General features: G+C 66.9%; 15 protein-coding genes and 8 pseudogenes. 15 read left to right on the top strand and 8 right to left on the bottom strand.

The features are described 5' to 3' along the window. Positions 1–102 precede the first annotated feature (102 nt). The 12 genes and pseudogenes from rapZ (at position 103) to GNX96_RS04605 (ending at position 11446) form a co-directional block, all read left to right on the top strand. Positions 103–954 carry an RNase adapter RapZ gene (rapZ, locus tag GNX96_RS04660; RefSeq protein WP_163567253.1) on the top strand — a complete coding sequence of 284 codons (852 nt, stop codon included), beginning with the start codon at positions 103–105 and terminating at the stop codon, positions 952–954. Further along, positions 951–1991, top strand: coding sequence for a gluconeogenesis factor YvcK family protein (locus GNX96_RS04655; protein WP_279579350.1), 1041 nt, complete (start codon positions 951–953; stop codon positions 1989–1991). The genes rapZ and GNX96_RS04655 overlap by 4 nt, the downstream gene beginning before the upstream one ends. Further along, positions 1982–2962 carry a DNA-binding protein WhiA gene (gene whiA, locus GNX96_RS04650; RefSeq protein WP_163567152.1) on the top strand — a complete coding sequence of 327 codons (981 nt, stop codon included), beginning with the start codon at positions 1982–1984 and terminating at the stop codon, positions 2960–2962. Before GNX96_RS04655 ends, whiA begins: the two co-directional genes overlap by 10 nt. A 321-nt stretch (positions 2963–3283) precedes the next feature. After that, positions 3284–4292 (top strand): annotated as a pseudogene (gene gap, locus GNX96_RS04645) (type I glyceraldehyde-3-phosphate dehydrogenase). Between the two features lie 23 nt (positions 4293–4315). Beyond that, positions 4316–5519, top strand: a pseudogene (locus GNX96_RS04640) (phosphoglycerate kinase). A 6-nt stretch (positions 5520–5525) separates the two neighbouring features. After that, positions 5526–6364: pseudogene (gene tpiA, locus GNX96_RS04635) on the top strand (triose-phosphate isomerase). A 259-nt stretch (positions 6365–6623) separates the two neighbouring features. Next, positions 6624–7625 carry an ABC transporter permease gene (locus GNX96_RS04630; RefSeq protein ID WP_163567151.1) on the top strand — a complete coding sequence of 334 codons (1002 nt, stop codon included), beginning with the start codon at positions 6624–6626 and terminating at the stop codon, positions 7623–7625. 88 nt (positions 7626–7713) lie between these two features. Then, on the top strand, positions 7714–8949 hold the full coding sequence (locus GNX96_RS04625; RefSeq protein ID WP_279579349.1) for an ABC transporter substrate-binding protein: 1236 nt from the start codon (positions 7714–7716) through the stop codon (positions 8947–8949). A 16-nt stretch (positions 8950–8965) separates the two neighbouring features. Further along, positions 8966–9517, top strand: coding sequence for a periplasmic substrate-binding domain-containing protein (locus GNX96_RS04620; protein ID WP_163567149.1), 552 nt, complete (start codon positions 8966–8968; stop codon positions 9515–9517). Between the two features lie 29 nt (positions 9518–9546). Further along, the gene (locus GNX96_RS04615; protein ID WP_279579348.1) at positions 9547–10602 is read left to right on the top strand and encodes an ABC transporter permease; all 1056 of its coding nucleotides are present in this window, start codon (positions 9547–9549) and stop codon (positions 10600–10602) included. 128 nt (positions 10603–10730) lie between these two features. After that, on the top strand, positions 10731–10967 hold the full coding sequence (gene secG, locus GNX96_RS04610) for a preprotein translocase subunit SecG (protein WP_163567147.1): 237 nt from the start codon (positions 10731–10733) through the stop codon (positions 10965–10967). A gap of 137 nt (positions 10968–11104) precedes the next feature. After that, positions 11105–11446, top strand: a complete 342-nt coding sequence (locus GNX96_RS04605; RefSeq protein WP_163567146.1) for an RNA polymerase-binding protein RbpA — start codon at positions 11105–11107, stop codon at positions 11444–11446. 52 nt (positions 11447–11498) lie between these two features. On the opposite strand, the gene pgl is transcribed toward GNX96_RS04605, so the two are convergent. The 7 genes and pseudogenes from pgl to tkt all read right to left on the bottom strand — a co-directional run bounded on the left by pgl (position 11499) and on the right by tkt (position 19807). Beyond that, a complete protein-coding gene (pgl, locus tag GNX96_RS04600; protein ID WP_313885579.1) occupies positions 11499–12032 on the bottom strand; it encodes a 6-phosphogluconolactonase in 534 nt (177 codons plus the stop codon). 56 nt (positions 12033–12088) lie between these two features. Beyond that, a pseudogene (locus GNX96_RS60825) lies at positions 12089–12244 on the bottom strand (6-phosphogluconolactonase); the annotation flags it as partial. A 73-nt stretch (positions 12245–12317) separates the two neighbouring features. Further along, positions 12318–13295, bottom strand: coding sequence for a glucose-6-phosphate dehydrogenase assembly protein OpcA (gene opcA / locus GNX96_RS04595; protein WP_163567145.1), 978 nt, complete (start codon positions 13293–13295; stop codon positions 12318–12320). Then, positions 13292–14865, bottom strand: a pseudogene (gene zwf / locus GNX96_RS04590) (glucose-6-phosphate dehydrogenase). Before zwf ends, opcA begins: the two are co-directional and overlap by 4 nt. Before the next feature lie 850 nt (positions 14866–15715). Beyond that, positions 15716–16378 carry a hypothetical protein gene (locus GNX96_RS48775; RefSeq protein WP_279579347.1) on the bottom strand — a complete coding sequence of 221 codons (663 nt, stop codon included), beginning with the start codon at positions 16376–16378 and terminating at the stop codon, positions 15716–15718. A gap of 169 nt (positions 16379–16547) precedes the next feature. Then, positions 16548–17679: pseudogene (tal, locus tag GNX96_RS04580) on the bottom strand (transaldolase). Between the two features lie 26 nt (positions 17680–17705). After that, positions 17706–19807: pseudogene (tkt, locus tag GNX96_RS04575) on the bottom strand (transketolase). A 454-nt stretch (positions 19808–20261) separates the two neighbouring features. Here tkt and GNX96_RS04570 point away from each other — a divergent pair. The 3 genes and pseudogenes from GNX96_RS04570 to GNX96_RS04560 all read left to right on the top strand — a co-directional run bounded on the left by GNX96_RS04570 (position 20262) and on the right by GNX96_RS04560 (position 24261). After that, on the top strand, positions 20262–21206 hold the full coding sequence (locus GNX96_RS04570; protein ID WP_279579346.1) for a heme o synthase: 945 nt from the start codon (positions 20262–20264) through the stop codon (positions 21204–21206). Positions 21207–21327: 121 nt separating this feature from the next. Further along, on the top strand, positions 21328–22218 hold the full coding sequence (locus tag GNX96_RS04565; protein ID WP_279579345.1) for an ATP-grasp domain-containing protein: 891 nt from the start codon (positions 21328–21330) through the stop codon (positions 22216–22218). Positions 22219–22348: 130 nt separating this feature from the next. Next, positions 22349–24261, top strand: a pseudogene (locus GNX96_RS04560) (ABC transporter ATP-binding protein). Between the two features lie 75 nt (positions 24262–24336). Here the strand turns inward: GNX96_RS04560 and GNX96_RS04555 are convergent. Next, the gene (locus tag GNX96_RS04555; protein ID WP_163567142.1) at positions 24337–25266 is read right to left on the bottom strand and encodes a carbon-nitrogen hydrolase family protein; all 930 of its coding nucleotides are present in this window, start codon (positions 25264–25266) and stop codon (positions 24337–24339) included. Positions 25267–25281 lie beyond the last annotated feature (15 nt).

Raw genomic sequence — 25281 nt, 5'->3', positions numbered from 1 at the left:
GGACGCTGGGGAGGGGCAGCAGTGACCGGTGGGTCGTCGGCGCAGGCGAGGTCCGCGCAGTTCAGGTCGAGTGACAGCAGGCTGTCCACGGTGCCGTCGGTGATGGACCTGGTCATCGTGACTGGACTGTCGGGCGCGGGTCGCTCGACGGTGGCGCGTGCGCTGGAAAACGTCGGATATTACGTGGTCGACAACCTGCCCCAGTCGCTCGTCATCACGATGGCGGAGTTGGCGCAGCAAACCGGTGGCGCCGCGAGGCGAACGGCGATCGTGCTGGACGTACGCAGCCGCGCCCTTTCTTCCGACATCGCCGAGGCGATCCAGCAACTGCGAGCCCGGGACTTCCATCCGCGGGTGCTTTTCCTGGAAGCCGACGACGATGTGCTCGTACGCCGTTATGAAAGTGTGCGTCGTAAGCACCCGTTGCAGGGCGATGGCCGGCTCTTTGACGGCATCATCGCCGAGCGCGCGCTGCTCGCCAGCGCCCGCGGCGAGGCCGACCTGATCATCGACACCACCGAGCTGAATGTGAACCAGCTGCGGAACCGGGTCGAGGAGATCTTCGGCGACGAGTGGCACCGGCTGAAGGCGACCGTGCTTTCTTTCGGCTTCAAGTACGGCGTGCCCGGCGACGCGGATTTCCTGGTGGACATGCGATTCCTGCCCAACCCGCACTGGGTGCCGGAGCTGCGGCCGCTGACCGGCCAGCACCCGGACGTGGCCGACTTCGTGCTCAAGCAGCCGGGAGCCGCGCAGTTCCTGTCTCGATATGCGGCACTGCTGACCGATGTCGTCGACGGTTTCGCCGGTGAGGGCAAGCAGTATTTGACCGTGGCGGTCGGTTGTACGGGCGGCAAGCACCGCAGCGTCGCCACCGCCGAGCGGCTCGGGGCGATGCTGGAAGAGAGCAAGCTGCCGGTCCGGGTGGTTCACCGCGATCTGGGGCGGGAGTGACCAGGGTGCGGGCCCGCGCGGGAAAGGTCGCCAAGCCACGGCGGACGCCGAAGCTGCGGGTTGTCGCGATCGGCGGTGGCCACGGCTTGGCCGCGTCCGTACGAGCCCTGAAGCACCTCGACCAGCCGGGTCGCCGGCTGGACCTGAGCGCGGTCGTGTCGGTCGCCGACGACGGTGCGTCCTCGGGTCGCGTACGCTCCGAGCTGGGCATCCTGCCACCCGGTGACCTGCGTAAATCGCTGGTCGCGCTGGCTGGAGACAGTCCGACCGCGGTCACCGCGGCGACGTTGTTCGAACACCGCCTCGGCGGCACCGGGCCGTTGGCCGGGCACGCTGTGGGCAATCTGATCCTCGCCGGGCTGCTGGAACAGCTCGGCGACGCACCGACCGCGCTGGCCGCCGCCGCCGCGATGCTGGACGCCCGGGGGCGGGTGTTGCCAGCCGCGGAACGGCCGTTGGTGCTGGGTGGTGAGGTAGTGACGGCGGGATCCGACCGAGCCGAAAAGGTCGGTGGGCAGGCCGCACTCGTCCGCGCCAGAGGCCGGATTCGCCGGCTCTGGATCGATCCGGAAGACGTGCCGGCCTGTCCGGCGGCGGTCCAGGCGATCGAGGCCGCGGACGCGGTGGTGATTGGTCCTGGCTCGTGGTTCACCAGTGTGCTGGCGCCCCTGTTGGTGCCCGGGATAGGGGCCGCGGTGGCGCGGACCCGGGCGAAAGTGGTGCTGGTGCTCAATTTGGCAGCCGGTCCTGGGGAGACCGAGGGGATGACGGCGGCGGCCCATGTGGACGTGCTGGCCGAGCATCTGCCGGGGCTGCGATGCGACGCGATCGTCACCGATCCGTCCGTGGCGCCGGCCAATTCAGAAGTGACAACCAAACTGGACTCTGCCGCCGCGGCAATGGGGGCGCGCGTGATCCACGCGCCGGTGGCGGCAGCCGATGGGACACCTCGTCATGACCAGTCTTTGCTGGCGGCGGCTCTGTGGGGGGCACTGGATGGGGCGTACGAGAGGATGGCGGTGGACTCATGGCGATGACAGCAGCGGTCAAGGATGAACTGAGTCGGCTCACCGTTACCAAGCCGTGCTGCCGAAAAGCCGAGATGGCCGCGTTGCTGCGGTTCGCCGGCGGGCTGCACATTGTGGGCGGCAGGGTCATCGTGGAAGCCGAGTTGGACACCGGCGCCGCGGCCCGGCGGCTACGCCGGGAGATCACCGAGGTCTATGGGCACTCCAGCGAGATCCAGGTGCTGGCGTCCGGCGGGTTGCGGCGCGGGAGCCGCTACATCGTCCGGGTGAGCCGGGACGGCGAGGCGTTGGCCCGCCAAACTGGTCTGCTCGATCTGCGCGGCCGGCCGGTGAGAGGGCTGCCGCCGCAAGTGGTGTCGGCGGGTCTTTGTTGCACGGAAGCGGCCTGGCGAGGTGCCTTCCTCGCGCATGGCTCACTGACCGAGCCGGGCCGCTCGGCGTCGCTGGAGATCACCTGTCCGGGCCCGGAAGCGGCGTTGGCGCTGGTGGGCGCCGCGCGCCGATTAGGTATCTCGGCGAAGGCCCGAGAAGTGCGCGGCGTCGACCGCGTGGTCGTACGAGACGGGGACGCCATTGGCGCCCTGCTCACCCGGATCGGCGCGCACGCGAGCGTACTGGCCTGGGAAGAACGCCGGATGCGCCGCGAAGTCCGAGCGACCGCCAACCGGCTGGCCAACTTCGATGATGCCAACCTCCGCCGCTCCGCCCGCGCCGCGGTCGCCGCCGGTGCCCGAGTCGAGCGGGCGCTGGAAATCCTCGGTGGTCAGGCTCCAATGCACCTGATCGAGGCCGGCCGGTTGAGATTGACGCACAAACAGGCTTCCCTGGAGGAGCTGGGACAACTGGCGAATCCGCCACTGACCAAGGACGCCGTCGCCGGTCGCATAAGGCGTTTGCTTGCTCTCGCTGACAAACGCGCCAGCGAAATGGGCATTCCCGACACCGAGTCGAGTGTCACCCAGGACATGCTGGCCCAGTAGATCTTTGTTTTCGGTGGTGCGGTTGGGGACAGTTCCCCATTTCTGGACAACTGGTCAGGTCTCGAGTGCGGGACAAAACCCCGCACTCGACGTCAAGTGCGGGACAAAAAACCCCACAGCCGGCGGGAATCCAGCCCCACCCGCAGATCGACGCACAGTCGGAAAGTGGTGGCAATCACGTACGTTTCTTGAATCGATCTAGAGGGTCCGGTAGTGGTACGCCAGCCTGGGTCGATAGGCTCGCGAGTGACGACCAGTGTGAGGTGTTCCGCAGCGGCGTTGGGTCGCTGGAGACCACCTCAGATCGAGGAGAGAATCCGCGTGACGATCCGTGTAGGCATCAACGGCTTCGGCCGCATCGGCCGCAACTTCTTCCGCGCCGTGCTGGCCTCCGGTGCGGATGTCGAGGTGGTCGGTGTCAACGACCTCGTCGACAACGCGACCCTGGCGCACCTGCTCAAGTACGACAGCATTCTCGGCCGGCTCAACGCTGAGGTCAGCTATGACGACGAGAACATCACCGTCAACGGCAAGGTCGTGCGCGCGAGCGCCGAGCGTGACCCCGCGAACCTGCCGTGGAAGGACCTCGGCGCGGACATCGTCATCGAGTCGACCGGGTTCTTCACCGACGGCGAGAAGGCGAAGGCGCACCTGGCGGCCGGCGCCAAGAAGGTCATCATCTCCGCGCCGGCGAAGAACGACGACGTGACCGTGGTGATGGGTGTCAACCACGAGACGTACAAGCCCGCCGAGCACGCCATCATCTCCAACGCGTCCTGCACCACGAACTGCCTCGCGCCGCTGGCGAAGGTGCTGAACGACAGCTTCGGCATCGAGCGCGGCCTGATGACGACGATCCACGCGTACACGCAGGACCAGAACCTGCAGGACGCGCCGCACAAGGACCTGCGCCGGGCCCCGTGCGTGCGCCGCGCTGAGCATCATCCCGACCTCGACCGGTGCCGCGAAGGCGATCGGCCTGGTGCTGCCGGAACTGAAGGGCAAGCTGGACGGGTACGCGCTGCGGGTGCCGGTGCCGACCGGTTCGGCGACCGACCTGACCGCGACGCTGACCAACGAGGCGTCCGTGGACGACATCAACGCCGCGTTCAAGGCGGCTGCCGAGGGCCCGCTCAAGGGCTACCTGGTCTACAACACCGACCCGATCGTGTCGGCCGACATCGTCACGCACCCGGCGTCCTGCATCTTCGATGCGCCGCTGACCAAGGTCATCGGCAACCAGGTCAAGGTCCTGGGCTGGTACGACAACGAGTGGGGCTACTCGAACCGCCTCGTCGACCTCGCCGCGTACGTCGGGTCGTCTCTGTAGTGAGCACTGTAGTGAGCACTGAAGTGAGCACCGCTGTCGTTCGTACGCTTGACGACCTGCTGAAGGCCGGTGTCGCCGGCGCAAAGGTCCTCGTACGCGTGGACCTGAACGTGCCGCTGGACAACGGCCGGATCACCGACGACGGCCGGATCAAGGCCGTGCTGCCGACGGTGAACAAGTTGCGCGAGGCCGGCGCTCAGGTGGTTCTGCTGAGCCATTTGGGCCGGCCGAAAGGCAAGCCGGATGTCGCGTACTCGCTGAATCCGGTCGCGATCCGGCTGTCCGAGCTGCTCGACGCGCCGGTCGCTTTCGCCACCGACACAGTGGGGGAAAGCGCGAAAGCGGCCGTCGCGGGCCTGGAAAACGGCGGCGTCGCGCTGCTGGAGAATGTGCGTTTCGACTCGCGCGAGACGTCCAAGGACGAAGCGGAGCGACAGGCGTTCGCAACCGAACTCGCCGCATTCGGTGAGTCCTATGTGGACGATGCTTTCGGCGCCGTACACCGCAAGCACGCCAGCGTTTTCGAACTCGCGCGCAAGCTTCCGCGTTATGCCGGGTTGCTGGTCGCGACCGAGCTGGCAGTGCTGCGCCGGCTCACCACCGATCCCCAGCGGCCGTACGCGGTCGTTCTCGGTGGCTCGAAAGTGTCAGACAAGCTCGGTGTTATCCAATCCCTGCTGCCCAAAGTCGACAAACTGCTGGTTGGTGGCGGGATGTGCTTCACCTTCCTCAAAGCCCAGGGCAAAGAGGTCGGCGGCTCGCTGCTGGAAGAGGACCAGGTCGAGGTCTGCAAGCAACTGCTCGCCGACGCCGGCGACAAGCTGGTGTTGCCGGTGGACGTGGTGGTCGCCGAGGCGATCATCCCGGACGCGTTGGTGAAGGTGGTCGCTGCCGACGAGATTCCGGACAACCTCAAGGGCCTTGATATTGGCCCGGCTTCGGTGGCGCTGTTTGCGGACATACTCAAAACCGCGAAAAACGGTGTTCTGGAATGGCCCGATGGGCGTTTTCGAAGTGGCTCCGTTCGCTGGCGGTACGCGTGGTGTCGGCGAAGCCGTCGCCGCGGTCTCGGGTCTATCGGTGGTCGGTGGCGGTGATTCGGCCGCGGCCGTACGCCTGCTAGAACTGGGCGAGGATTCTTTCGGGCACATCTCCACCGGAGGTGGCGCTTCGCTGGAGTTCCTGGAGGGCAAGACCTTGCCCGGCCTCGAAGCGCTGGAGGACTAAGAAACTATGGCCCGTACCAAGGCGGCCACCACCGGTCGCCGGCCGTTGATCGCCGGCAACTGGAAGATGAACCTCAACCACCTTGAGGCCATCTCGGTGACGCAGAAGATCGCGTTCAGCCTCTCCGAGGAGCAGTTGACCGACGTCGAGGTGGTCGTGCTGCCACCCTTCACCGACCTTCGCAGCGTGCAGACGCTGATTGGCGGCGACCGGCTGTTGCTCGGTTATGGAGCGCAGGATCTGTCGCCGCACGATTCCGGTGCGTATACCGGCGATGTCAGTGGTCCGATGTTGGCCAAGCTCGGCTGCCAGTACGTGGTGATCGGCCACTCCGAGCGCAGACAGCATCACGCCGAGACCGACGACGTCGTCAAGCGAAGGTCAAAGTGGCCCGAAAGCACGGCATCGCACCGATTCTGTGCGTCGGCGAGGGCCTGTTGGTGCGGAAAGAGAATGGTCATGTCGAGCACTGCACGCTCCAACTGCGGGCGGCACTGGCCGGTGTGAAGGCGGAGACCATCCTGGGCAGCGACCCGAAGGGCGACCGCGCGCCGGTCGACCTTGTCATCGCGTACGAACCGGTCTGGGCGATCGGCACCGGCGAAGTGGCCACCGCGGCGGATGCTCAGGAAGTGTGCGCGGTTCTACGGGCCACCATTGAGGAGTTGTACGACGTGGATGTCGCGAAAGGCATTCGTATCCTCTATGGCGGCTCGGTTAAATCATCAAATGTGGCTGGAATTATGGCCGAAGCGGACGTCGACGGCGCGCTTGTTGGCGGCGCCAGCCTGGATCCGGAGGAGTTCGCCCGGATTTGCCGGTTCCGTGAGCATGTGACAGCGTAACCATTCGATAGCTGGCGCAACCAGAGGGCCCACCTGTTATCGCAGGTGGGCCCGCCTTTATATGCACCCAAAAGGTCTGAACCCAATACTTGGATCCGACCCCGCTGGTCCGGCTTTATTACTAGTAGGTCACGATTCTGCGTCGGGGTTGGCGTTTTCCGCACGCGGGCATGCTCGACGGCATTAGAGTCCAGCCGGTTCGTGGTTGTCGGGCCACGCCGCGTACCGGCCATCAGTTACCGAAAGGCAGACGGAGTCCATGACGCAATCGGTTGGCGAAACCGAACTCGGCCACACTCCGGAGATGGTGCCGCAGGAGTCCGGCGCCGAGATTCGGGGTCGTTCCCTGTGGCAGATCGCATTGCGGCGGTTGCGCCGCGACAAGGCCGCGATGTTCGGCGTCGGCCTGGTGCTCTTCTTTGTGCTGTTGGCGCTCCTGCGTCCGTTGCTGGACCTGATCGCCGGTGTCGACCCGTTCACCTTCGACGCCAGCTCGGTCACGTCGGCAGGTTTGCCGATCGGCCCGATCGGCGGCATTTCCGCACACCACTGGCTGGGCGTTGAGCCGTCCACCGGCCGCGACTTGATGGCCCGGTTGCTGTACGGGGTCGCCACCTCGCTGATCGTGTCCGTCGTTTCGGCGATCGTCGCGGTCGGCGTCGGCGTGGTCACCGGCATCGCCGCCGGCTATTTCGGGGGCTGGGTGGACAGCCTGATCAGCCGGATCGTGGACGTGCTGCTGGGCTTCCCGCAGCTGCTGTTCCTGATCGCGCTCACCCCGCTGATCGCGAACCGGCTGAATTCGTTCGGCATCGACTCGACCTCGCCGTTCTGGCGCGGCCTCATCCTGGTGATGGTCATCTCGGTGTTCGGCTGGCCTTACTTCACCCGCGTCATCCGTGGCCAGGTGCTGTCGCTGCGAGAGCGCGAGTTCGTTGACGCGGCCCGTACGGTGGGCGCGAGTGGCGGCCACATTCTGTTCCGGCAGATCCTGCCGAACCTGTGGGCCCCGATCATCGTCTTCACCAGCCTGATCATCCCGGTCTACATCACCGTCGAGGCGTCGCTGGCCTACCTGGGCGTCGGGTTCGTGACACCGACCGCCTCGCTGGGCGTCATTCTTCAGGACGCGGTCAGCTGGTCGACAGTCGTACCGTCGTATTTCTTCCTCCCGGGCCTGGTGCTTTTCCTGATCGTGCTCGGGTTCAACATCTTTGGGGACGGGCTGCGCGACGCACTCGACCCGAGGTCCAGCCACTGAGTTCTCGGCGTCTGGAAACACCGGCGGCAGTCCGGCCGTCGCACTCTTGGGGGAATCCAATGAGGGATGCAGGAAGGGTAGGGAGCGCATGACGCTCAGCAGAAACCGAGCCGTGAGATGGCTCGCGGTCGGTGCCGCGGTCGCGATTTTGACGACCGCCTGTGGCACTCCAGATTCCGGGAGTTCCGGGGGAAGCGGCGGTGCTGACCACAAGGGCGGCACGCTGACGTTGCTGGACCAGTCCGACTTCGAGCACTTGGACCCGGCGCGTAACTACGTGGCCTCGCAGCAGCATGTCGCAGTGCTCTATGCGCCCACCTTGACCTCTTATGTCAACGCGGCCGGCGTGGCCGGTACGGCGATCGCGGGCGACGCGGCCACCGACACCGGTACGAAGAACGCCGACGCCAGCGTCTGGTCCTTCACGATTCGCCAGAACCTGAAGTGGCAGGACGGCAAAGAGGTCACCTGTGAGGACTTCCTGTACGGCGTGAAGCGGTCCTTCTCGGACATCCTCACCGACGGCCCGCAGTACCAGAAGCAGTACTTGCTGGGTGGTAAGAACTACAAGGGCGTTTACCTTGACCCGAACGGCCTGCCGTCGGTCACCTGCAAGGGCGACACCATCACGTACAAGTTGGCTCAGGGTGTGCCTGACTTCAACTACACCGTATCGATGGGTATCTTCGCGGCCGTCCGTAAAGACAAGGACACCAAGGAGAAGTACGACGACCAGCCGTTCTCGTACGGCCCGTACATGATCAAGTCCCACGTGCGCGACCAGTCGCTCACGCTGGTTCGCAACAAGTACTGGGACCAGAGCCTGGACAAGGTTCGGAAGAACCTGCCGGACGAGTTCGACTTCAAGTTCGGTCTGGACGCCTCGGTCATCACCGACCGGCTGATCCAGGACAAGGGCGCTGACCAGGCGACGATGACCTTCGGCAACACCCAGGTCACCGCGCAGCAGGCTCAGCAGGTGTTGAACGACCCGAAGCTGAAGGCCCGTTCGGTCGTCGGCCTCGACGGCTTCACCTGGTATATCGCGGTCAACACCAAGAAGGTCCCGGACCAGAAGTGCCGGCAGGCCTACAACTACGCGATGAACAAGCAGACCGCGCTCACCGCGTTCGGTGGCCCGGCCTTCGGTGACATCGCGACGAGCATCATCGCGCCGACCCTGAAGGCGTACAAGAAGGCCGACCCGTACAACCTGGGCAGCAAGCCCGAGGGTGACCCGGCGATGGCCAAGCAGCTGCTCGCGCAGTCGCCGACCTGCCAGAAGAACATCAAGTTCGACTACTCGCAGACCCCCGACCGGTGACCGGCTGGCCGCCGCGGTGAAGGACGGGTTCGCCCGGGCCGGCATCACCGTGACCGCCAACCCGATCCCGCGTAAGCAGTACTACACCACCGTCGGCAAGCCGGCGGTCGAGGACGAGCTGGTGTACGTGGGTTGGGGTGCTGACTGGCCGTCGGCTTCCACCGTGATCCCGCCGCTGTTCGATGGCGCGCAGATCATCCCGGAAGGCAACCAGAACTACTCCCAGCTAAACGACCCGGCGATCAACAGCAAGATCTACTCGATCGCCAAGAACCCCGACTCCGATGATGCCCAGCAGCCGCAGTGGGGCGACCTGGACATCGCGATTCAGCAGACCGGCGCGACCATCCCGCTCCGGTATGAGAAGGCCGTGTACCTGGTGGGCTCCAAGGTCACCGGTGCGCACCTGCACTCCGAGTACTCCGATGTCAGCCTGCTGAAATCGGTGTCTCACAGTAGAAATCTCGACAAACGGCCACGATGTGGTGCGCCGGCTCACCGGCCGGCGCACCACCTCTGGTCAGCGAAGGTTTTCTCGCACCGTCCCCAGTCGAGGCCGTCCAGATGAGACGGTGACCGAGGCCGACCCACCGGCCGTTGACCAGGAAGACCACGATGATTCGCTACATTCTCCGGCGCCTGCTCCTGGCGGTGTTGACGCTTTTCGTGCTGTCGGTGGTTTGCTACGGGTTGTTCTACGCGATCCCGACCGACCCGGCTGCCGTCTCCTGCTCGAAGCAGTGCACTCCGCAGAACCTGGCCGGCGCGCGGCACAAGCTGGAGCTGGACATCCCGATCCAGTGCCAGTACCTGCGTTTCGTCAAGGGCCTGGTGACTGAGCGGCATTACGCCAACATGACGGGTCCGAAGGACTTCATCGGGTGCCCATCGGTCGGGGCGGCGACCCCCGAAAGCTACAACTGCGCTGCACCCTGTCTGGGCTACTCGTTCGCCCGAGATACCGGCGTGAACGACCTGATAGGACCAAAACTTCCGGTAACAGTGTCACTAACCCTGTACGCGGCCATTCTCTGGATTCTGATGGGCGTCGGCGCCGGCATTGTTTCCGCTCTGAAGCCCCGAAGTCTGATGGACCGCGTGGTGATGGTGCTGGCCCTCGCGGGTGTCTCGCTGCCGACGTTCTTCACCGGTCTGACGATTCAGAAGTTCGTTGTCGACCAGGGATACTGGCCGATCCGCCCGGACTACTTCTCGCCGTTCAGTCAACCGTGGTTCTTCCTGCAGGCGATGTTCCTGCCCGCTTTCGTGCTGGCGATCGCGAACGCGGCGATCTATGCCCGGCTGACTCGGGCGAACATGCTGGAAACCCTGAACGAGGACTACATCCGTACGGCCCGAGCCAAGGGTCTGCGAGAACGCAGAGTCGTGGTGAAGCATGCCCTGCGGGCCGCGCTGACGCCGCTGGTGACGATCGCCGGCCTGGATATTGGTGCGCTGCTCGGTGGCGCCATCATCACCGAGAAGGTCTTCAACATCCAGGGACTCGGGTTCCTGATCGTGGACGCGGTCAACAACCTCGACTTCCCGGTAATCACCGCGGTGACACTGCTCGCGGCGGCGTTCATCGTGTTCCTGAACCTGATCGTCGACCTGCTCTACGGCGTGATCGACCCGAAGGTCCGGCTGTCCTAGCTCGACTCATCGACGGTGTCCGGCGTTTTATCGCCGGGCACCGTCGGCGTGTCGGAGCGAGCGCGTATCCTTGACCACAGCCACACTCGTGTGGCCCATCCTGTCAGTACAGAGAGGCTCCAGCTGAGATGACCCTGGCCCTGTCCATCGTGCTCGTCATCGCGAGCGTGCTGCTGATCGTGCTGGTCCTGCTCCACAAGGGCAAGGGCGGCGGCCTGTCGAGCATGTTTGGCGGCGGTGTCAGCTCGCAGCTCTCCGGCTCGTCGATCGCGGAGAAGAACCTGGGACGGATCACCATCGGTGTCGGGATCCTGTGGTTCGTCTGCGCGATCGGGCTCGGGCTGCTGCTGAAGTTCAACCTCTAGTTCCCGCTGCTGGCGGGACATTCCGCCAATAACGGACGATCTTCCGGTGGATTCGCAGAACCTGGCCTCGTGCCGGTTTCCGGGTCCCGTAACATCTGTTGACTATACGTTTAGCGGCGACCAGACAGGAGCATGCTGTGGCTGGTGGGAACGCCATTCGGGGCACTCGGGTCGGGGCTGGACCGATGGGGGAGGCAGAGCGCGGTGAGTCCGCCCCCAGGCGGCACATCGGCTTCTACTGCGCCAACGGTCATGTCACCCGACCGGCCTTCTCCATGGAGATCGAGGTGCCGGATCTGTGGGACTGCCCGCAGTGCGGGTTGCCGGCCGGCCAGGACGAGGAGCACCCGCCGGCGGCTCCGCGCAACGAGCCGTACAAGACGCATCTCGCGTACGTGCGAGAGCGCCGCTCGGACGCCGACGGTGCCGCGATTCTTGACGAGGCGCTGAACCGCCTCCGCGAGCGTCGCGGGGAGTAGCAAACCAAAAAAGAGGCGCCACCGGAGTTCCGGTAGCGCCTCTTTTGCTTTTCTAGCGGGGAATCTGGCCGGCGGCAGCTTCGTCGACCAGCCAGCGGGTGGCGGTACGCCCGTGCGCGCCAGCGGCCGGCACCTCGGTCAGGGTGGCGCCGGACAGGGCCCGGCCGACCGCCTCGGCCTTGTCCGGGCCGCCCACCACCAGCCACACCTCGTCGGCGGTGTTGATGGTCGGGAACGTCAGGCTCAGCCGGATCGGCGGCGGCTTCGGGCTGTTGAGGACGGCCACCACGGTCCGCTGCGAACGACCCGCCTCCGAATCGGGGAAGATCGACGCCACGTGGCCCTCACCGCCCACGCCGAGCAGGAGCACATCGAAGACCGGCAGCTTGCCGCCGCCGTCCGCGATCAGGTCTTCGGCGTACCGACTGGCCGCGGCCGCCGCGTCGTCGCCGTCCGGCCCGTCGCTCGTGGGATAGCGGTGGACGCGCTTGGGGTCCAGCGGCAGCTTCTCCAGGAAGACCTCCCGAGCCTGCTCGTCGTTGCGCTCCGGGTCGCCGTCCGGTACGAACCGCTCGTCGCCCCCCACAGGCTGACCCGGCCCCAGTCGACCGAGTCCCGGGCGGGGGAGTCGGCCACTGCCGCGAGGGTCGCGGTGCCGACCGTACCGCCGGTGAGCACCGCGGTGGCCTCACCACGGGCGGCCTGCGCGTCGGCCAGCTTGGTGATCAGCCGAGCCGCTACCGCCTGCGCCAGCGTTTCCTTGTCCGGGTGCACTACTACGGACGGGGCCGTGGTCATCCTTGTCTCCCACTCTCTCGTCGCACTGCCGCCTGCGTGACAATCGGATTCCGATTGTCACGCAGGCGCACGCCTAGGCGGTGGCCTTCTTGGCGGCCGACTTCTTGGCCGGAGCCGCCTTGGCGGTGGCTTTTGCGTCGGCGTCCAGGGACGGTACGCCCTTGTTCAACGTGTCCGCGTAAACGTCGTCCGGGTCGAGCCGGCGCAGCTCCTCGGCGAGGCACTCGTTCAGCTTCCGGCGGGCCAGCGCGAGCCGGCGGGTCGGTTGGTTGGGCTGGTCGAGGGTCGCGGTCAGGCCGTCCGGGCGCTCCAGGACGACCGGGCCGCTCGCGCGCTCCAGCCGTACGCTGACGATCCCCGGACCCTTGTTCGTCTTGCGCCGGACCGGGCACTTCAGCGCGTACGCCAGCCAGCCGGCCAGCAGCTCGGTGGAGGCGCTGGACGCCTCTCCGCTGACCACTGCCTCGGTGACCTGGTCGTACGGCGGCTGGTCGAGCGCGGCGGCGAGCGCGGCCCGCCACAGGGTGAGCCGGGTCCAGGCGAGGTCGGTGTCGCCCTCGCTGTAGCCCTCACGGCGCTTGGCGAGCGCGGTGACCGGCCGCTTGCTGGTCATCGCGTCGGTGATCCGCCGGGTAGCGATCTTGCCGATCGGGTCCTGCGCCAGGTTGGCCGGCGGGTCGCTCGGCCAGTACGCCACCACCGGGGCGTCGGACAGCAGCAGCGGCAGCACCACCGAGTCGGCGTGGCTGGCCAGCTCGCCGGAGATCCGCATGACGACCACGTCGCTCGCGCCGGCGTCGCCGCCGACACGGATCTCCGCGTCCATCCGCGACTTCCCGCGTTTTTCGCCGGTCAGTACGACGATGACCCGGCAGGGGTGTTCCCGGCTCGCGTCGTTGGCCGCCGCGATGACCGGCTCGCTCTCGTCCGCGGTGGTGATGACCACCAGCGTGAGCACCCGGCCGAGCGCGACCGCGCCGCCGGAGTGCCGCATCTCGGTGAGCCGGTGGTCGATCGCCGACGACGTGGTGTCGGACAGGGTGACGATCACGGCCGCCTCCAGGTACGCCCGTTGCGGGCCATCATCTCGTCAGCGGACGCCGGACCCCAGGTGCCGGACGTGTACGGGTCGGGCTGGCCCTGCTGGGCCCAGAACTCCTCGATCGGGTCGAGGATCTTCCAGGACAGCTCGACCTCCTCGTGCCGCGGGAACAGCGGCGGATCGCCGAGCAGCACGTCCAAAATCAGCCGCTCGTACGCCTCCGGAGACGCCTCGGTGAACGACGCGCCGTAGCCGAAGTCCATCGTGACGTCCCGGACCTCCATCGAGGTGCCCGGCACCTTGGAGCCGAACCGCATGGTCACGCCCTCGTCCGGCTGCACGCGTACGACCAGCGCGTTCTGCCCCAGCTCCTCGGTCGCGGTGGACTCGAAAGGCAGGTGCGGGGCGCGCTTGAAGACCACCGCGATCTCGGTGACGCGGCGACCGAGCCGCTTGCCGGTCCGCAGGTAGAACGGCACCCCGGCCCAGCGCCGGGTGTCGATCTCGAGCTCGATGGCCGCGTACGTCTCGGTGATGCTCTTTTTGGAGATGCCGTCTTCCTGCAAATAGCCGATGACCTTCTCGCCGCCCTGCCAGCCGTTCGCGTACTGGCCGCGCGCGGTGGACTGGGACAGGTCAGCCGGCAGGCGTACCGCGGAGAGGACTTTTTCCTTCTCCTGGCGCAGATCCTTCGCGTCGAAGGAGACCGGCTCCTCCATTGCGGTGAGCGCCAGCAGCTGCAGCAGGTGGTTCTGGATGACGTCCCGGGCAGCGCCGATGCCGTCGTAGTAACCGGCGCGGCCACCGATGCCGATGTCCTCGGCCATGGTGATCTGCACGTGGTCGACGTAGTTGGCGTTCCAGATCGGCTCGAACATCTGGTTGGCGAAGCGCAGCGCCAGGATGTTCTGGACGGTCTCCTTGCCCAGGTAGTGGTCGATCCGGAAGACCGACTCGGGCGGGAAGATCTCGTCGACGACGTTGTTCAGCTCGCGAGCGCTCTTCAGGTCGTGCCCGAACGGCTTCTCGATGACCACCCGGCGCCACTCGCCGGGCAGCTGGTCGGACAGGCCGGAGCGGTGGAGTTGCTTGCACACACCACCGGGAACGCGCTCGGCGGGATGGACAGGTAGAACGCGTGGTTGCCGTTGGTGCCCCGGGTCTCGTCGAGCTCCTTGATCGTACGGGCCAGCTCGTCGAAGGCGTTGTCGTCGTCGAAAGAGCCTGGTACGAAACGGAAACCCTCGGCCAGCTGCTTCCAGACCGACTCGCGGAACGGCGTACGGGAATGCGCCTTCACCGCGTCGTGCACGATCTGCGCGAAATCCTGCTTCGCCCAGTCGCGGCGAGCGAACCCGACCAGTGCGAAGCCGGGCGGCAGGAGGCCCCGGTTGGCGAGGTCGTACACGGCCGGCATGAGCTTCTTGCGGGCAAGGTCTCCGGTGACCCCGAAGATCACCAGCCCGCAGGGGCCGGCGCTGCGCGGCAGCCGACGGTCCCGCGGGTCGCGCAGCGGGTTCGCCCAGCCGGGCGGCGGGTCGAGCGACGGCCGCTCGGCCGTCTGTGCTGAATCGGTCATCCGGTGGACTCCACGGCTTTGAGGATCCGGTCAATGCCGGCGGAACGGTCGGTCAGGTGGAAGCGGAACACCGGTCGGCCGCGGCCTTCCAGCACCGAGCCGTCCCCGGCGGCCTGCGACTTTTGCAGGGTGCCAAAGGAGAACGGCTGGTTCGGGATCTCCAGATCGTCGGCGACCACGCCGGTGATCTGCAGGAACACACCCACTGGCGTGCCACCCTTGTGGAACTGCCCGGTGGAGTGCAGGAACCGTGGCCCCCAGCCAAAAGTGACCGCGTGCCCGGACCGCTTCGACAACGGGTCGCGTACGCTCGCCAGCTTCTTGTCGGCGTGCCGGTCCAAATACGCTTGCACGGCAACGTAACCGTGGTCGCCGAGCGCGCCGAGAACCTTGCCGATCGCATCGTCCACAGTGGACGCTCCGGCCAGCAGCTCGGCCGGTCCGAAGACCTGCACCGGGCCGTCGGTGAAGACCGGCTCGGTGTCGGACTGCGCGGAGGCCGGGTTGGCCAGCAGATCGCGGGTGGCCTGCTTGGCGGCCTCCACGTCCGGCTGGTCGAAGGGGTTGATGCCGATCACCCGGCCGGCCAGCGCGGTGGCGAACTCCCAGACCAGGAACTGCGCGCCGAGCGGGCCGTTGACCGCGACATCGCGGCCGGCGCCGGCAGCCTCGCCGACGTGCAGTGAACCGCCGACAGTGACGGCAAGCACGTCGTCACCTGTGGTCCCGGCGGCGGTGGGGGACTCGACCGCGACCGGCAGGATGCCCTTGCCTTCCTTGCCGGTCGACTCGGCGAGCAGCTGCTCGGCCCAGTCGCCCAGACCCACCAGCCCGGTGCCGTCGGAGGCGATCACGATCTTGTCGCGACCGGCTTTGTACGCGGCGCCAAGGGCAACACCGAGCGCGACCGCCGGGCCGTCTGGATCAGCCAGCGAGCCGCGTACGGCTTCGGCCTGGTCCAGCAGCTCGGAAATGTCGATGCCGGCCAACGCGCTGGGCACCAGGCCGAAAGCGGTGTGAGCGCCGAATAGCGGCCGCCGACATTCGGATTCGCCAGGAAGACGGCTCGTACGCCGGCCTCTTTCGCCGACTTTTCCAGCGGCGAACCGGGATCGGTGACTACGACCAATCGTTTGTTCGCGTCCGCCTCGGAAAGTCCGGCGTCGACGAACGCTTTCACGTACGCGCGGCGGTGACTGTCGGTCTCGACGGTGCCGCCCGACTTGGAAGAGACGACCAGGATCGTACGGTCGAGATTCTCGGCCAGCGCGGCCCGAACCTGGCCAGCGTCGGTGGTGTCGAGGGTGACCAGCGACTTGCCGACGGTCTCGGTGATGACCTCGGGCGCCAGCGACGAGCCGCCCATGCCGGCGAGCACGATGTGGTCCAGGCCCTCGGCGACCAGCTCCTCGCGGAGTTTTGCCAGCGGCTCGACCAAAGCGCGCGACTCGCTCGCCAGGTCCAGCCAGCCCAGGCGCTTGGACGACTCCGGCTGGGCATCCGGACCCCACAACGTGTGTCGTCGCCGGCGGACAGCTTGGCTGCCACGTCGTCGGCCTTGAAAGCGACCAGCACGTCAGCGGCGCCGGCCACGTCGTACGCGCCGACGACCTGCAGGCCGCCGGCGGCCGCATTCCCGACCTCGTCGTCCTGCTTTTTGCCTTGCTCAGCACCGAAGCCGGTCACGCGGCACCGCCGGCGAGCTGCTTCTCGACGGTCTCCAGCAGCTGCTTCCAAGAGACCTCGAACTTGTCGACGCCTTCGTCCTCCAGGACCTTGACGACATCGTCGAGATCGATGCCGACGGCGGTCAGCTTGTCGAGGGCGGCTTGCGCGTCCTCGTACCCGCCGGTGACCGTGTCACCCTTGATCTCGCCGTGGTCCGCGGTCGCGTCCAGGGTCGCCTCGGGCATCGTGTTGACGACGCCTGGAGCCACCAGTTCGACCACATAGCGGGTGTCCGGGAAAGCTGGGTCCTTCACGCCGGTCGACGCCCAGAGCGGACGCTGCGGGTGGGGCGCCGGCGGCGGCGGCCAGGGCCTTCCAGCGATCCGACCCGAAGGCCTTTTCGTAATGCTGGTACGCGAGTCGAGCGTTCGCGATCGCCGCGGAGCCGCGAAGAGCTTTCGCCTCGTCCGAGCCGATTTTGTCGAGCCGCTTGTCGACCTCGGTGTCCACCCGGGACACGAAGAACGACGCGACCGACTCGATCTTGCTCAGGTCGTGGCCGTTTTCCTTGGCCTTTTCCATGCCGGTCAGGAAAGCCTCGGCTACCGCGTCGTACCGCTCGAGCGAGAAGATCAGCGTCACGTTGATGCTGATGCCGGCCGCGAGCGCCTCGGTGATGGCCGGCAGACCTTCCAGGGTGGCCGGGATCTTGATGAAGGCATTTTCGCGATCGACCAGCCACCACAGCGCTTTCGCCTCCGCCACGGTGTTCTTGGTGTCCCGGGCGAGCCTCGGGTCGACCTCGATGGACACCCGGCCGTCGGCGCCGTTCGAGGCGTCGTACGCCGGACGCAGCACGTCAGCGGCCCAGCGCACGTCGTACGTCGTGATGCTGCGTACAGCCTCGTCGATCGACACCTTGCGGCTCGCGAGATCGCGGGTCTGCTCGTCGTACTCGTCGCCGTGTTCCAGCGCCTTGGCGAAAATCGTCGGGTTGGTAGTCACCCCGACGACGTGCTTGTCGTGCATCAGCGCTTCCAGACCGCCGGTCCGCAGCCGGCCGCGGTCCAGGTCGTCGAGCCAGATCGCCACCCCCGCGGCGGACAGCTCGGCCAGTGGACCGCCCTTGTTCTCTGTCACTGCCATCACTCCCAGAATCTTCGGTTGAATGATTAACGACTGCTGGCCTGCTGAATGCTTTCCTTCGCTGCCTGGACAACCGCTGCCGCGGTGATGCCGAACTGCTCGTAAAGCGTCTTGTAGTCAGCGCTGGCACCGAAATGCTCGATGCCGACGTGCCGGCCGGCGTCGCCGATGACCTTCCACCAGCTCTGCGAAATGCCCGCCTCGACGGCTGACCCGGGCATGCACGTCATGCGGGATCACGTCGTCTCGGTACGTCTGGTCCTGGTCGTCGAACCACTCACGACACGGCATGGACACCACACGGGCTTTAACGCCGTCGGCCTCCAGCGTCTTGCGCGCCTCGACTGCCAGCTGCAACTCCGAACCGGACGCGATCAGCACCACGTCGGGCCGGCCGCTGGAGGCGTCCTGCAAGACGTACCCGCCGCGCCGGACGCCTTCCAGTGACGTGCCTTCCTGGGTCGGCACGTTCTGCCGGGTGAGCGCGAGGCCGGCTGGGCGGTCGGTGTTCTCCAGGATGGTCTGCCAGGCGTACGCCGTCTCGTTGGCGTCGCCGGGTCGTACGACGTCCAGGCCCGGGATGGTCCGCAGCGCGGACAGGTGCTCGATCGGCTGGTGCGTCGGGCCGTCCTCGCCGAGGCCGATGGAGTCGTGCGTCCATACGTACGTGACCGGCAGCTTCATCAGCGCGGCCAGTCGTACCGCCGCCGCGCATGTAATCGCTGAAGACCAGGAACGTGCCGCCGTAGACGCGGGTGCCGCCGTGCAGCGTGATGCCGTTCATGATCGAACCCATAGCGTGCTCGCGGATGCCGAAGTGCAGCACCCGGCCGTACGGGCCGCCGGTGAACATCTTGGTCTGGTGCTCGGCCGGTACGAAGGACGGCTCGCCCTTGGGCGTGGTGTTGTTGGAGCCGGCGAGGTCGGCCGAACCGCCCCACAGCTCCGGCAGCACCGGCGCGATCGCGGACAGCACGTCACCGGAGGCGACCCGGGTCGCGACACCCTTCGGATCGACATCCCAGTGCGGAAGTGTGTCCGTCCAGCCCTCCGGAAGGGCGCGCGCGGCGAGCCGATCGTGCAACGCCTTGCGCTCCGGGTTGGCCGCCGCCCATTTGTCGTACGCCTGCTGCCATTGCGCATGCGCGGCCTGGCCGCGCTGGACGACCTCGCGGCTGTGCGCGATGACGTCGTCGGCCACGTCGAAGGACTTGGTCGGGTCGAGGCCGAGAACCTCCTTGGTCGCGGCCACCTCGTCCTCGCCCAGCGCCGCGCCATGCGCCTTGCCGGTGTTCTGCAGTTTTGGCGCTGGCCAGCCAATAATCGTCCGGAGAACGATGAACGACGGCTTGCTGGTCTCGGCTTTCGCGGCCTCGATCGCGGTGTTTAGCGCCTCGACGTCCTCGTGGTAGCCCTTGCCGCCATCGGTCCAGTCGACGACCTGGATGTGCCAGCCGTACGCCTCGTACCGCTTCGCCACGTCCTCGCTGAACGCGATGTTGGTGTCGTCCTCGATGGAGATCTTGTTGTCGTCGTAGATCAGCGTCAGGTTGCCCAGCTGCTGGTGGCCGGCCAGCGACGACGCCTCCGCGCTGACGCCTTCTTCCAGGTCACCGTCGCCGCAGAACGCGTAGATCTGGTGGTCGAAGAGGCTCTCGCCGGGAGCCGCGTCCGGGTCGAAGAGACCGCGTTCGCGGCGGGCCGCCATCGCCATCCCGACCGCGTTGCCGACGCCCTGGCCGAGCGGGCCGGTGGTGGTCTCGACGCCCTTGGTGTGGCCGTGCTCCGGGTGACCGGGTGTCAGGCTGCCCCACTTGCGCAGCTGCTTGAGGTCATCCAGCTCCAGGCCGTATCCCGACAGGTAGAGCTGCACGTAAAGGGTCAGGCTGGAGTGTCCGTTCGAGAGCACGAACCGGTCGCGACCGGCCCAGTCCGGGGCGGTCGGATCGTGCCGAAGGATGCGCTGGAAAAGCAGATATGCGGCCGGCGCGAGGCTCATCGCGGTGCCCGGATGCCCGTTGCCGGTGTTCTGCACCGCGTCCATCGCGAGGGTCCGGGCGGTGTCCACCGCGCGCCGGTCGAGGTCCGTCCATCCCAGGCTGCTGCCCGATCCTGCTTCTGCCACGATTGCTCCTGCTCACAAGGGTCAACACTGTTTCAGACGTCGTCTTCGACCCTACCGATGTTCGCCACACTCGACAGGTCAGGGCCGGGTCAACGGCGGACTCTTGAATCACATGTCGACTGCTGTTCTTTTCGGCGCGGTTGACGGGTTACCGACGGCCTCCGAATCGACCAAAATCCGGGGCTTTCTTGGCGTGCGCTTGACTTTCGATGGCCGCCGATGGGCATCAGGAGGCCGGATTTCGTACGTACCTGACGGCGTTGTCCTGTCCGTCGGTGGGCGCCCGCGTCGGCGCGGGTGGTTGGCGCTTGGTCGGTGGCACCCCGCAAGGACCGGCCGGAACCCCGGTACTACGATCTGTAGAACACGGTCGATGAGTGGGAGAGGCGATGCTGCCCAGGTTGCCCATGAGCTGCCCAGTGCGGTCGCTTGCCCTTCGCGGTGCGGTGGCTCCCGCGTGACGGCGGTCATCGATCCGGCTCGGCCCCCAGCCGAGACCCCTTCAGTCCAGGCCCAGCCCGCGGTGGCCCGCGGCTTCGGCGCGGTCGTACGCGGCTATGTGGCGCTCACCAAGCCGCGGATTATCGAACTGCTCCTCATCACCACTGTCCCGGCGATGTTCATGGCCGCGCACGGCGTGCCGCCGCTGTTCACCGCTTTCGCCACCCTGATCGGCGGCACGCTGGCGGCCGGCAGCGCGAACGTCCTGAACTGCTATATCGACCGCGACATCGACCAGCTGATGAAGCGGACGTCCCGCCGTCCGCTCCCGCAGGGGCTCATCTCGCCGCGCAGCGCGCTGATCTTCGGTCTCGTGCTCGGCGCGGTCGCCGCCGTTCTGCTCTGGTTCACCACGAACCCGCTCGCGACCGCGCTGTCGATTGGCGCGAACCTCTATTACGTCCTGATCTACACGTTGCTGCTGAAGCGACGTACGGCTCAGAACACCTTTTGGGGCGGCATCTGCGGTGCCGCTCCAGTGCTGATCGGTTGGGCAGCGGTCACCGGCACCCTCTCGTGGTCGGCGTGGGCCTTCTTCGGGATCGTCTTTTTCTGGCAGATGCCGCATTTCTGGGCGCTGGCCATGCGTTTCAAAGAGGACTACGCGGCCGCCGGCGTACCGATGCTGCCGGTGGTCGCCAAGCCGATGCGGGTAGCGGTCGAAATCGTCGTGTACTCGTGGGCGATGGTCGGGGCCTCGGTGGCGCTCTGGGCTGTCGGGATGAGCTGGATCTATGGCCTGGTCGCGATCGCGCTGGGTGGCTGGTTCCTGATCGACGCGCACCGGCTGTTCATTCAGGTCAGCCGCGGAGAGCGGATCCGGCCGATGCGACTTTTCCATGTGTCGATCACCTATTTGACGCTGCTGTCGATCGCCATGACCGTGGACGCCCTGGTCTGACGCCAACAACGAAGGTGCCCCATCGCCGCGCCTTAGCAAGCTCGACTGCGGGCGGGTGGGTCGTGGGGCGGGCTCGGTAGGGTTTGGCCGAGCGGTGGGCGGCTGAGCGTAGGGGGACATGATGGCGGGGCGCGCGCGGGTGGCGTTGGTGACCTGTGCCGAGTTGCCGGATGCGGATCCGGACGACCGGAAGGTGTTGTATCCGCTGACTCGGCGGGGCATCGACACCGAGATTGTGGTCTGGGATGACAAATCGGTCGACTGGGACAAGTATCAGCTGGTGGTTCTGCGGTCGGTGTGGGATTACGTACGCCGGCGGGACGAGTTTCTCCAGTGGGTGGGGACGGTGCCGCGGTTGGTGAATCCGGCGGACGTCGTACGGTGGAACACCGACAAGCGGTATTTGTTGCAGCTGGCCAATCTTGGCCTGTCGGTGGTGCCGACGACGTGGCTCGAACCGGGGGACGCGAGCGTGCTGCCGGCGGCGGGGGAGTTCGTGGTGAAGCCGTCGGTGGGGGCGGGGTCGCTGGACACCGGGCGATACCACGCCGAGGACCCGGAGCTGGTGGCCAAGGCGCGGGCGCATGCGAACCGGCTGCTGGCGGCCCGGCGGACCGTGATGGTGCAGCCGTATCTGTCCGATGTGGACACCAAGGGTGAGACGGCGCTGCTGTATTTCGGCGGTTCCTTCAGTCATTCGGTGAAGAAAGCGGCGATGCTGGCCGGGCCGGTACGCCAGATCGACGGGCTCTATCAGCCCGAGGAGATCACCCCGCACCAGCCGACGGCGGCCGAGTTGGCGATGGGTGAGCGGGTGTTGGCGGCCGTGCCGGGCGGAGCGGATCGGCTCTTGTTGTACGCGCGGGTGGACCTCATTCCGACCGCGACCGGACCGGTGGTGTTGGAGCTTGAGCTGACCGAGCCGTCGCTGTTCTTCGCGCATGCGCAAGGCGCTGCCGAGCGGTTCGCGGACGCGGTGGCGGCGGCTCTGGAGCCGGCCAAGCGCCCTTGACCTCAACATTGCTTGAGGTTGCATGCTGGACCAGAACGGGACGTTGTTGTCGTACCGGCCGCATACCTTGGGAATGCGCTGGGCGAGGACGGCGTTCCGACGCCAGCATAGGGGAAGACGGGTTATAGAGATGTCGATGTCAGATCCAGGGATGTCCGGTTGGCAGATGATGGTGTCCGCCGAGCGGCGAAAGACGCTGTCCAAAGAGAAAAGACCAGGGCGGCGGACCGCCCTGCGGATCATGAGATATGCGCGGCCGTACGGCTGGGAGATCACGATCTTCCTGCTCACGGTGGCCGTGTCAGCGGCGATTGGGGTGGCCACTCCGGTGCTGGCCGGGCGGGTGATCAACGTGATCACCGCGAAGGGCGCGGTGTCGACGGTGATCTGGTTGGCGGCGCTGATCGCCGGGCTCGCGGTGTTCGACGCGGGGCTGTCGGTGGTGCAGCGGTGGCATTCGGCGCGGATCGGTGAGGGGATCATCCTGGACCTGCGCCGGACGGTTTTCGACCACGTGCAGCGGATGCCGATCGCCTTCTTCACCCGCACCCAGACGGGTGCGTTGGTCAGCCGGCTCAACAACGATGTGATCGGCGCGCAGCGCGCGTTCACGTCGGTGCTGTCCGGCGTGGTCAGCAACGTCATCGCGCTGGCCCTGACGGTCGGTACGATGCTGACCCTGTCCTGGCAGATCACTGCGGCCGCGCTGGTATTGCTGCCGGTTTTCGTGCTGCCGGCCCGATGGGTGGGCCGCAAGCTCGCCGACATCACCCGGCAGACCGCGCGGCTCAACGCCAGCATGAACTCGACGATGACCGAGCGGTTCAACGTCTCGGGCGCGCTGTTGGTGAAGCTTTTCGGGCGGCCGACGGCGGAGGCGAAGGAGTTCGGCGACACCGCCGCGCAGGTCCGGGACATGGGCGTCAAGAGCGCGATGTACAGCCGCGGCCTGTTCGTGGCGCTGGGTCTGCTGACCGCGGTGGCCAGCGCCGCCACGTACGGGCTGGGTGGTTGGCTGGCGCTGACCAACGCCCTCTCGGCCGGCACGGTGGTCACCCTCGCGCTGCTGCTGACCAGGCTTTACGGGCCGATCACCGCGCTGTCGAACGTGCAGGTGGACGTGATGAGCGCGTTGGTGTCCTTCGAGCGTGTCTTCGAGGTCGTTGACCTGCCGCCGATGATCACCGACCGGCCGGACGCGAAGACCCTGCCGGCACTGCTGCCGGCGGACCAGCCGGCGATCGTCTTCGACGACGTGCGGTTCCGCTACCCGTCCGCGGACGAGGTTTCGTTGGCATCGCTGGAAGACCTGGCGGTCGCCGACCGGCGGGCGGCCGGCGACGTGCTGCATGGGGTGTCGTTCACCGCCGAGCCCGGCCAGCTGATCGCCCTGGTCGGCCCGTCCGGCGCCGGCAAGACGACGATCAGCCAACTGGTTTCCCGGATCTACGACGTGACCGGTGGCGCGGTGAAGGTGGCCGGCACGGACGTACGCGACTGGACGCAGGAGTCGCTGCGCGGCGCGATCGGCGTGGTCACCCAGGACGCGCACCTGTTCCACGACACGATCAAGGTGAACCTGGTCTACGCGAAGCCGGACGCCACCGAGGACGAGCTGTGGTCCGCGCTGGACCGCGCGCAGGTCGGGGAGCTCGTGCGGTCGCTTCCGGATGGGCTCGACACGGTGGTGGGAGACCGCGGTTACCGGCTCTCCGGCGGCGAGAAGCAGCGGCTCGCGATCGCTCGGCTGCTGCTGAAGGGCCCGTCGATCGTGGTGCTGGACGAGGCCACCGCGCGCACCCTGGACTCCGAGAGTGAGGCGGCGGTGCAGCGCGCGCGCTCGACGAGGCGCTGGCCGGGCGTACGGCGCTGGTCATCGCGCACCGGCTGTCCACCGTCCGGTCCGCCGACCAGATCCTGGTGTTGGAGCATGGCCAGATCGTGGAGCGCGGCACGCATGAGTCGCTGGTCGCAGCCGACGGGCTCTACGCCGAGCTGTATCACACGCAGTTCGCCGATTCGCCCGTACGAGCCGCCAGCTGACCTCCGCGAGCTCGACGTTTCGGTAGACGACACTCCGGGTGGTCGACTACCGAAACGTCAGGTTCGCGCAGGCCACTAGTCCCGAAAGGCGGTGGGGATGCGGCGCCGGCGGTCGACCTCGACGGAGAAGAAGACGTCGGGCCGGCTGTAGTGGCCGGTGGGGTCGAAATTCTGGCGTTCCTCGCGGACCCGGGTGAAGTCCAGGTCGGCGATGACCAGGCGTTCCTCGTCGACCACCGGCTCGACCACCCAGGTGCCGTCCGGTGCCGCGATGGCCGAGCCGCCGCGGCAGTAGTCGGTCAACTCCGCCGCTTCCAGCGCCGTGCGCAACGGAAAGTCGGCGGGCACATCGGCCAGCGACAGCAGGCCGTTCGCGGCCAGGCAGAACACCCGGCCTTCGCGGGCGATGAACCGAGGCAGGTCGGCCGTGTTGTGTGGATTGCCGGGCCAGACGCTGACGTGCAACTCTTCACTCTGCGCATAGAGGGCGTGGCGGGCCTGTGGCATCCAGTTTTCCCAGCAGTTCAGGCCTCCCACCCGGGTCGGTCCGACCGGGTGGACACGCAGGCCGTGACCGTCGCCGATGCCCCAGACCAGCCGCTCCTCGTACGTGGGCATCAGCTTGCGATGGGTGCTGACGATGCCGGCGGCCGGGTCGATGGCCACCAGGGTGCAGAAAATCGTGCCGCCGGATCGTTCTGTGGTGCCCAGGTAAACGAAAACACCGAGATCGTGTACGGCTTCGGTGATGAGGGCGAGTTCAGGGCCGGTCATTTCGACGGCGGCACCGAGATAGGCCGCGTACGCACGTTTCTGTTCCAGGTTTTCGAAACGGGCCCCGCCGGTGTGTTCCAGCCACGACGGGTAGCCGGACAGGAAGGTCTCCGGAAAGGTCAACAGCTCGACCTGCTCGGCGGCCGCATTCTCGATCCACTCCACCACTTTCCCGGTGGTAGCGGCCGAGTCGAGCCAGTGCGGCCGAGCCTGCGCGGCGGCAACCCGCATTCTTCGTCTCCTTCT

This window comes from Fodinicola feengrottensis (assembly GCF_010993775.1).
In the GTDB taxonomy this organism is placed as follows: domain Bacteria; phylum Actinomycetota; class Actinomycetes; order Mycobacteriales; family HKI-0501; genus Fodinicola; species Fodinicola feengrottensis.
This window is presented reverse-complemented; position numbering and strand designations above follow the sequence as displayed.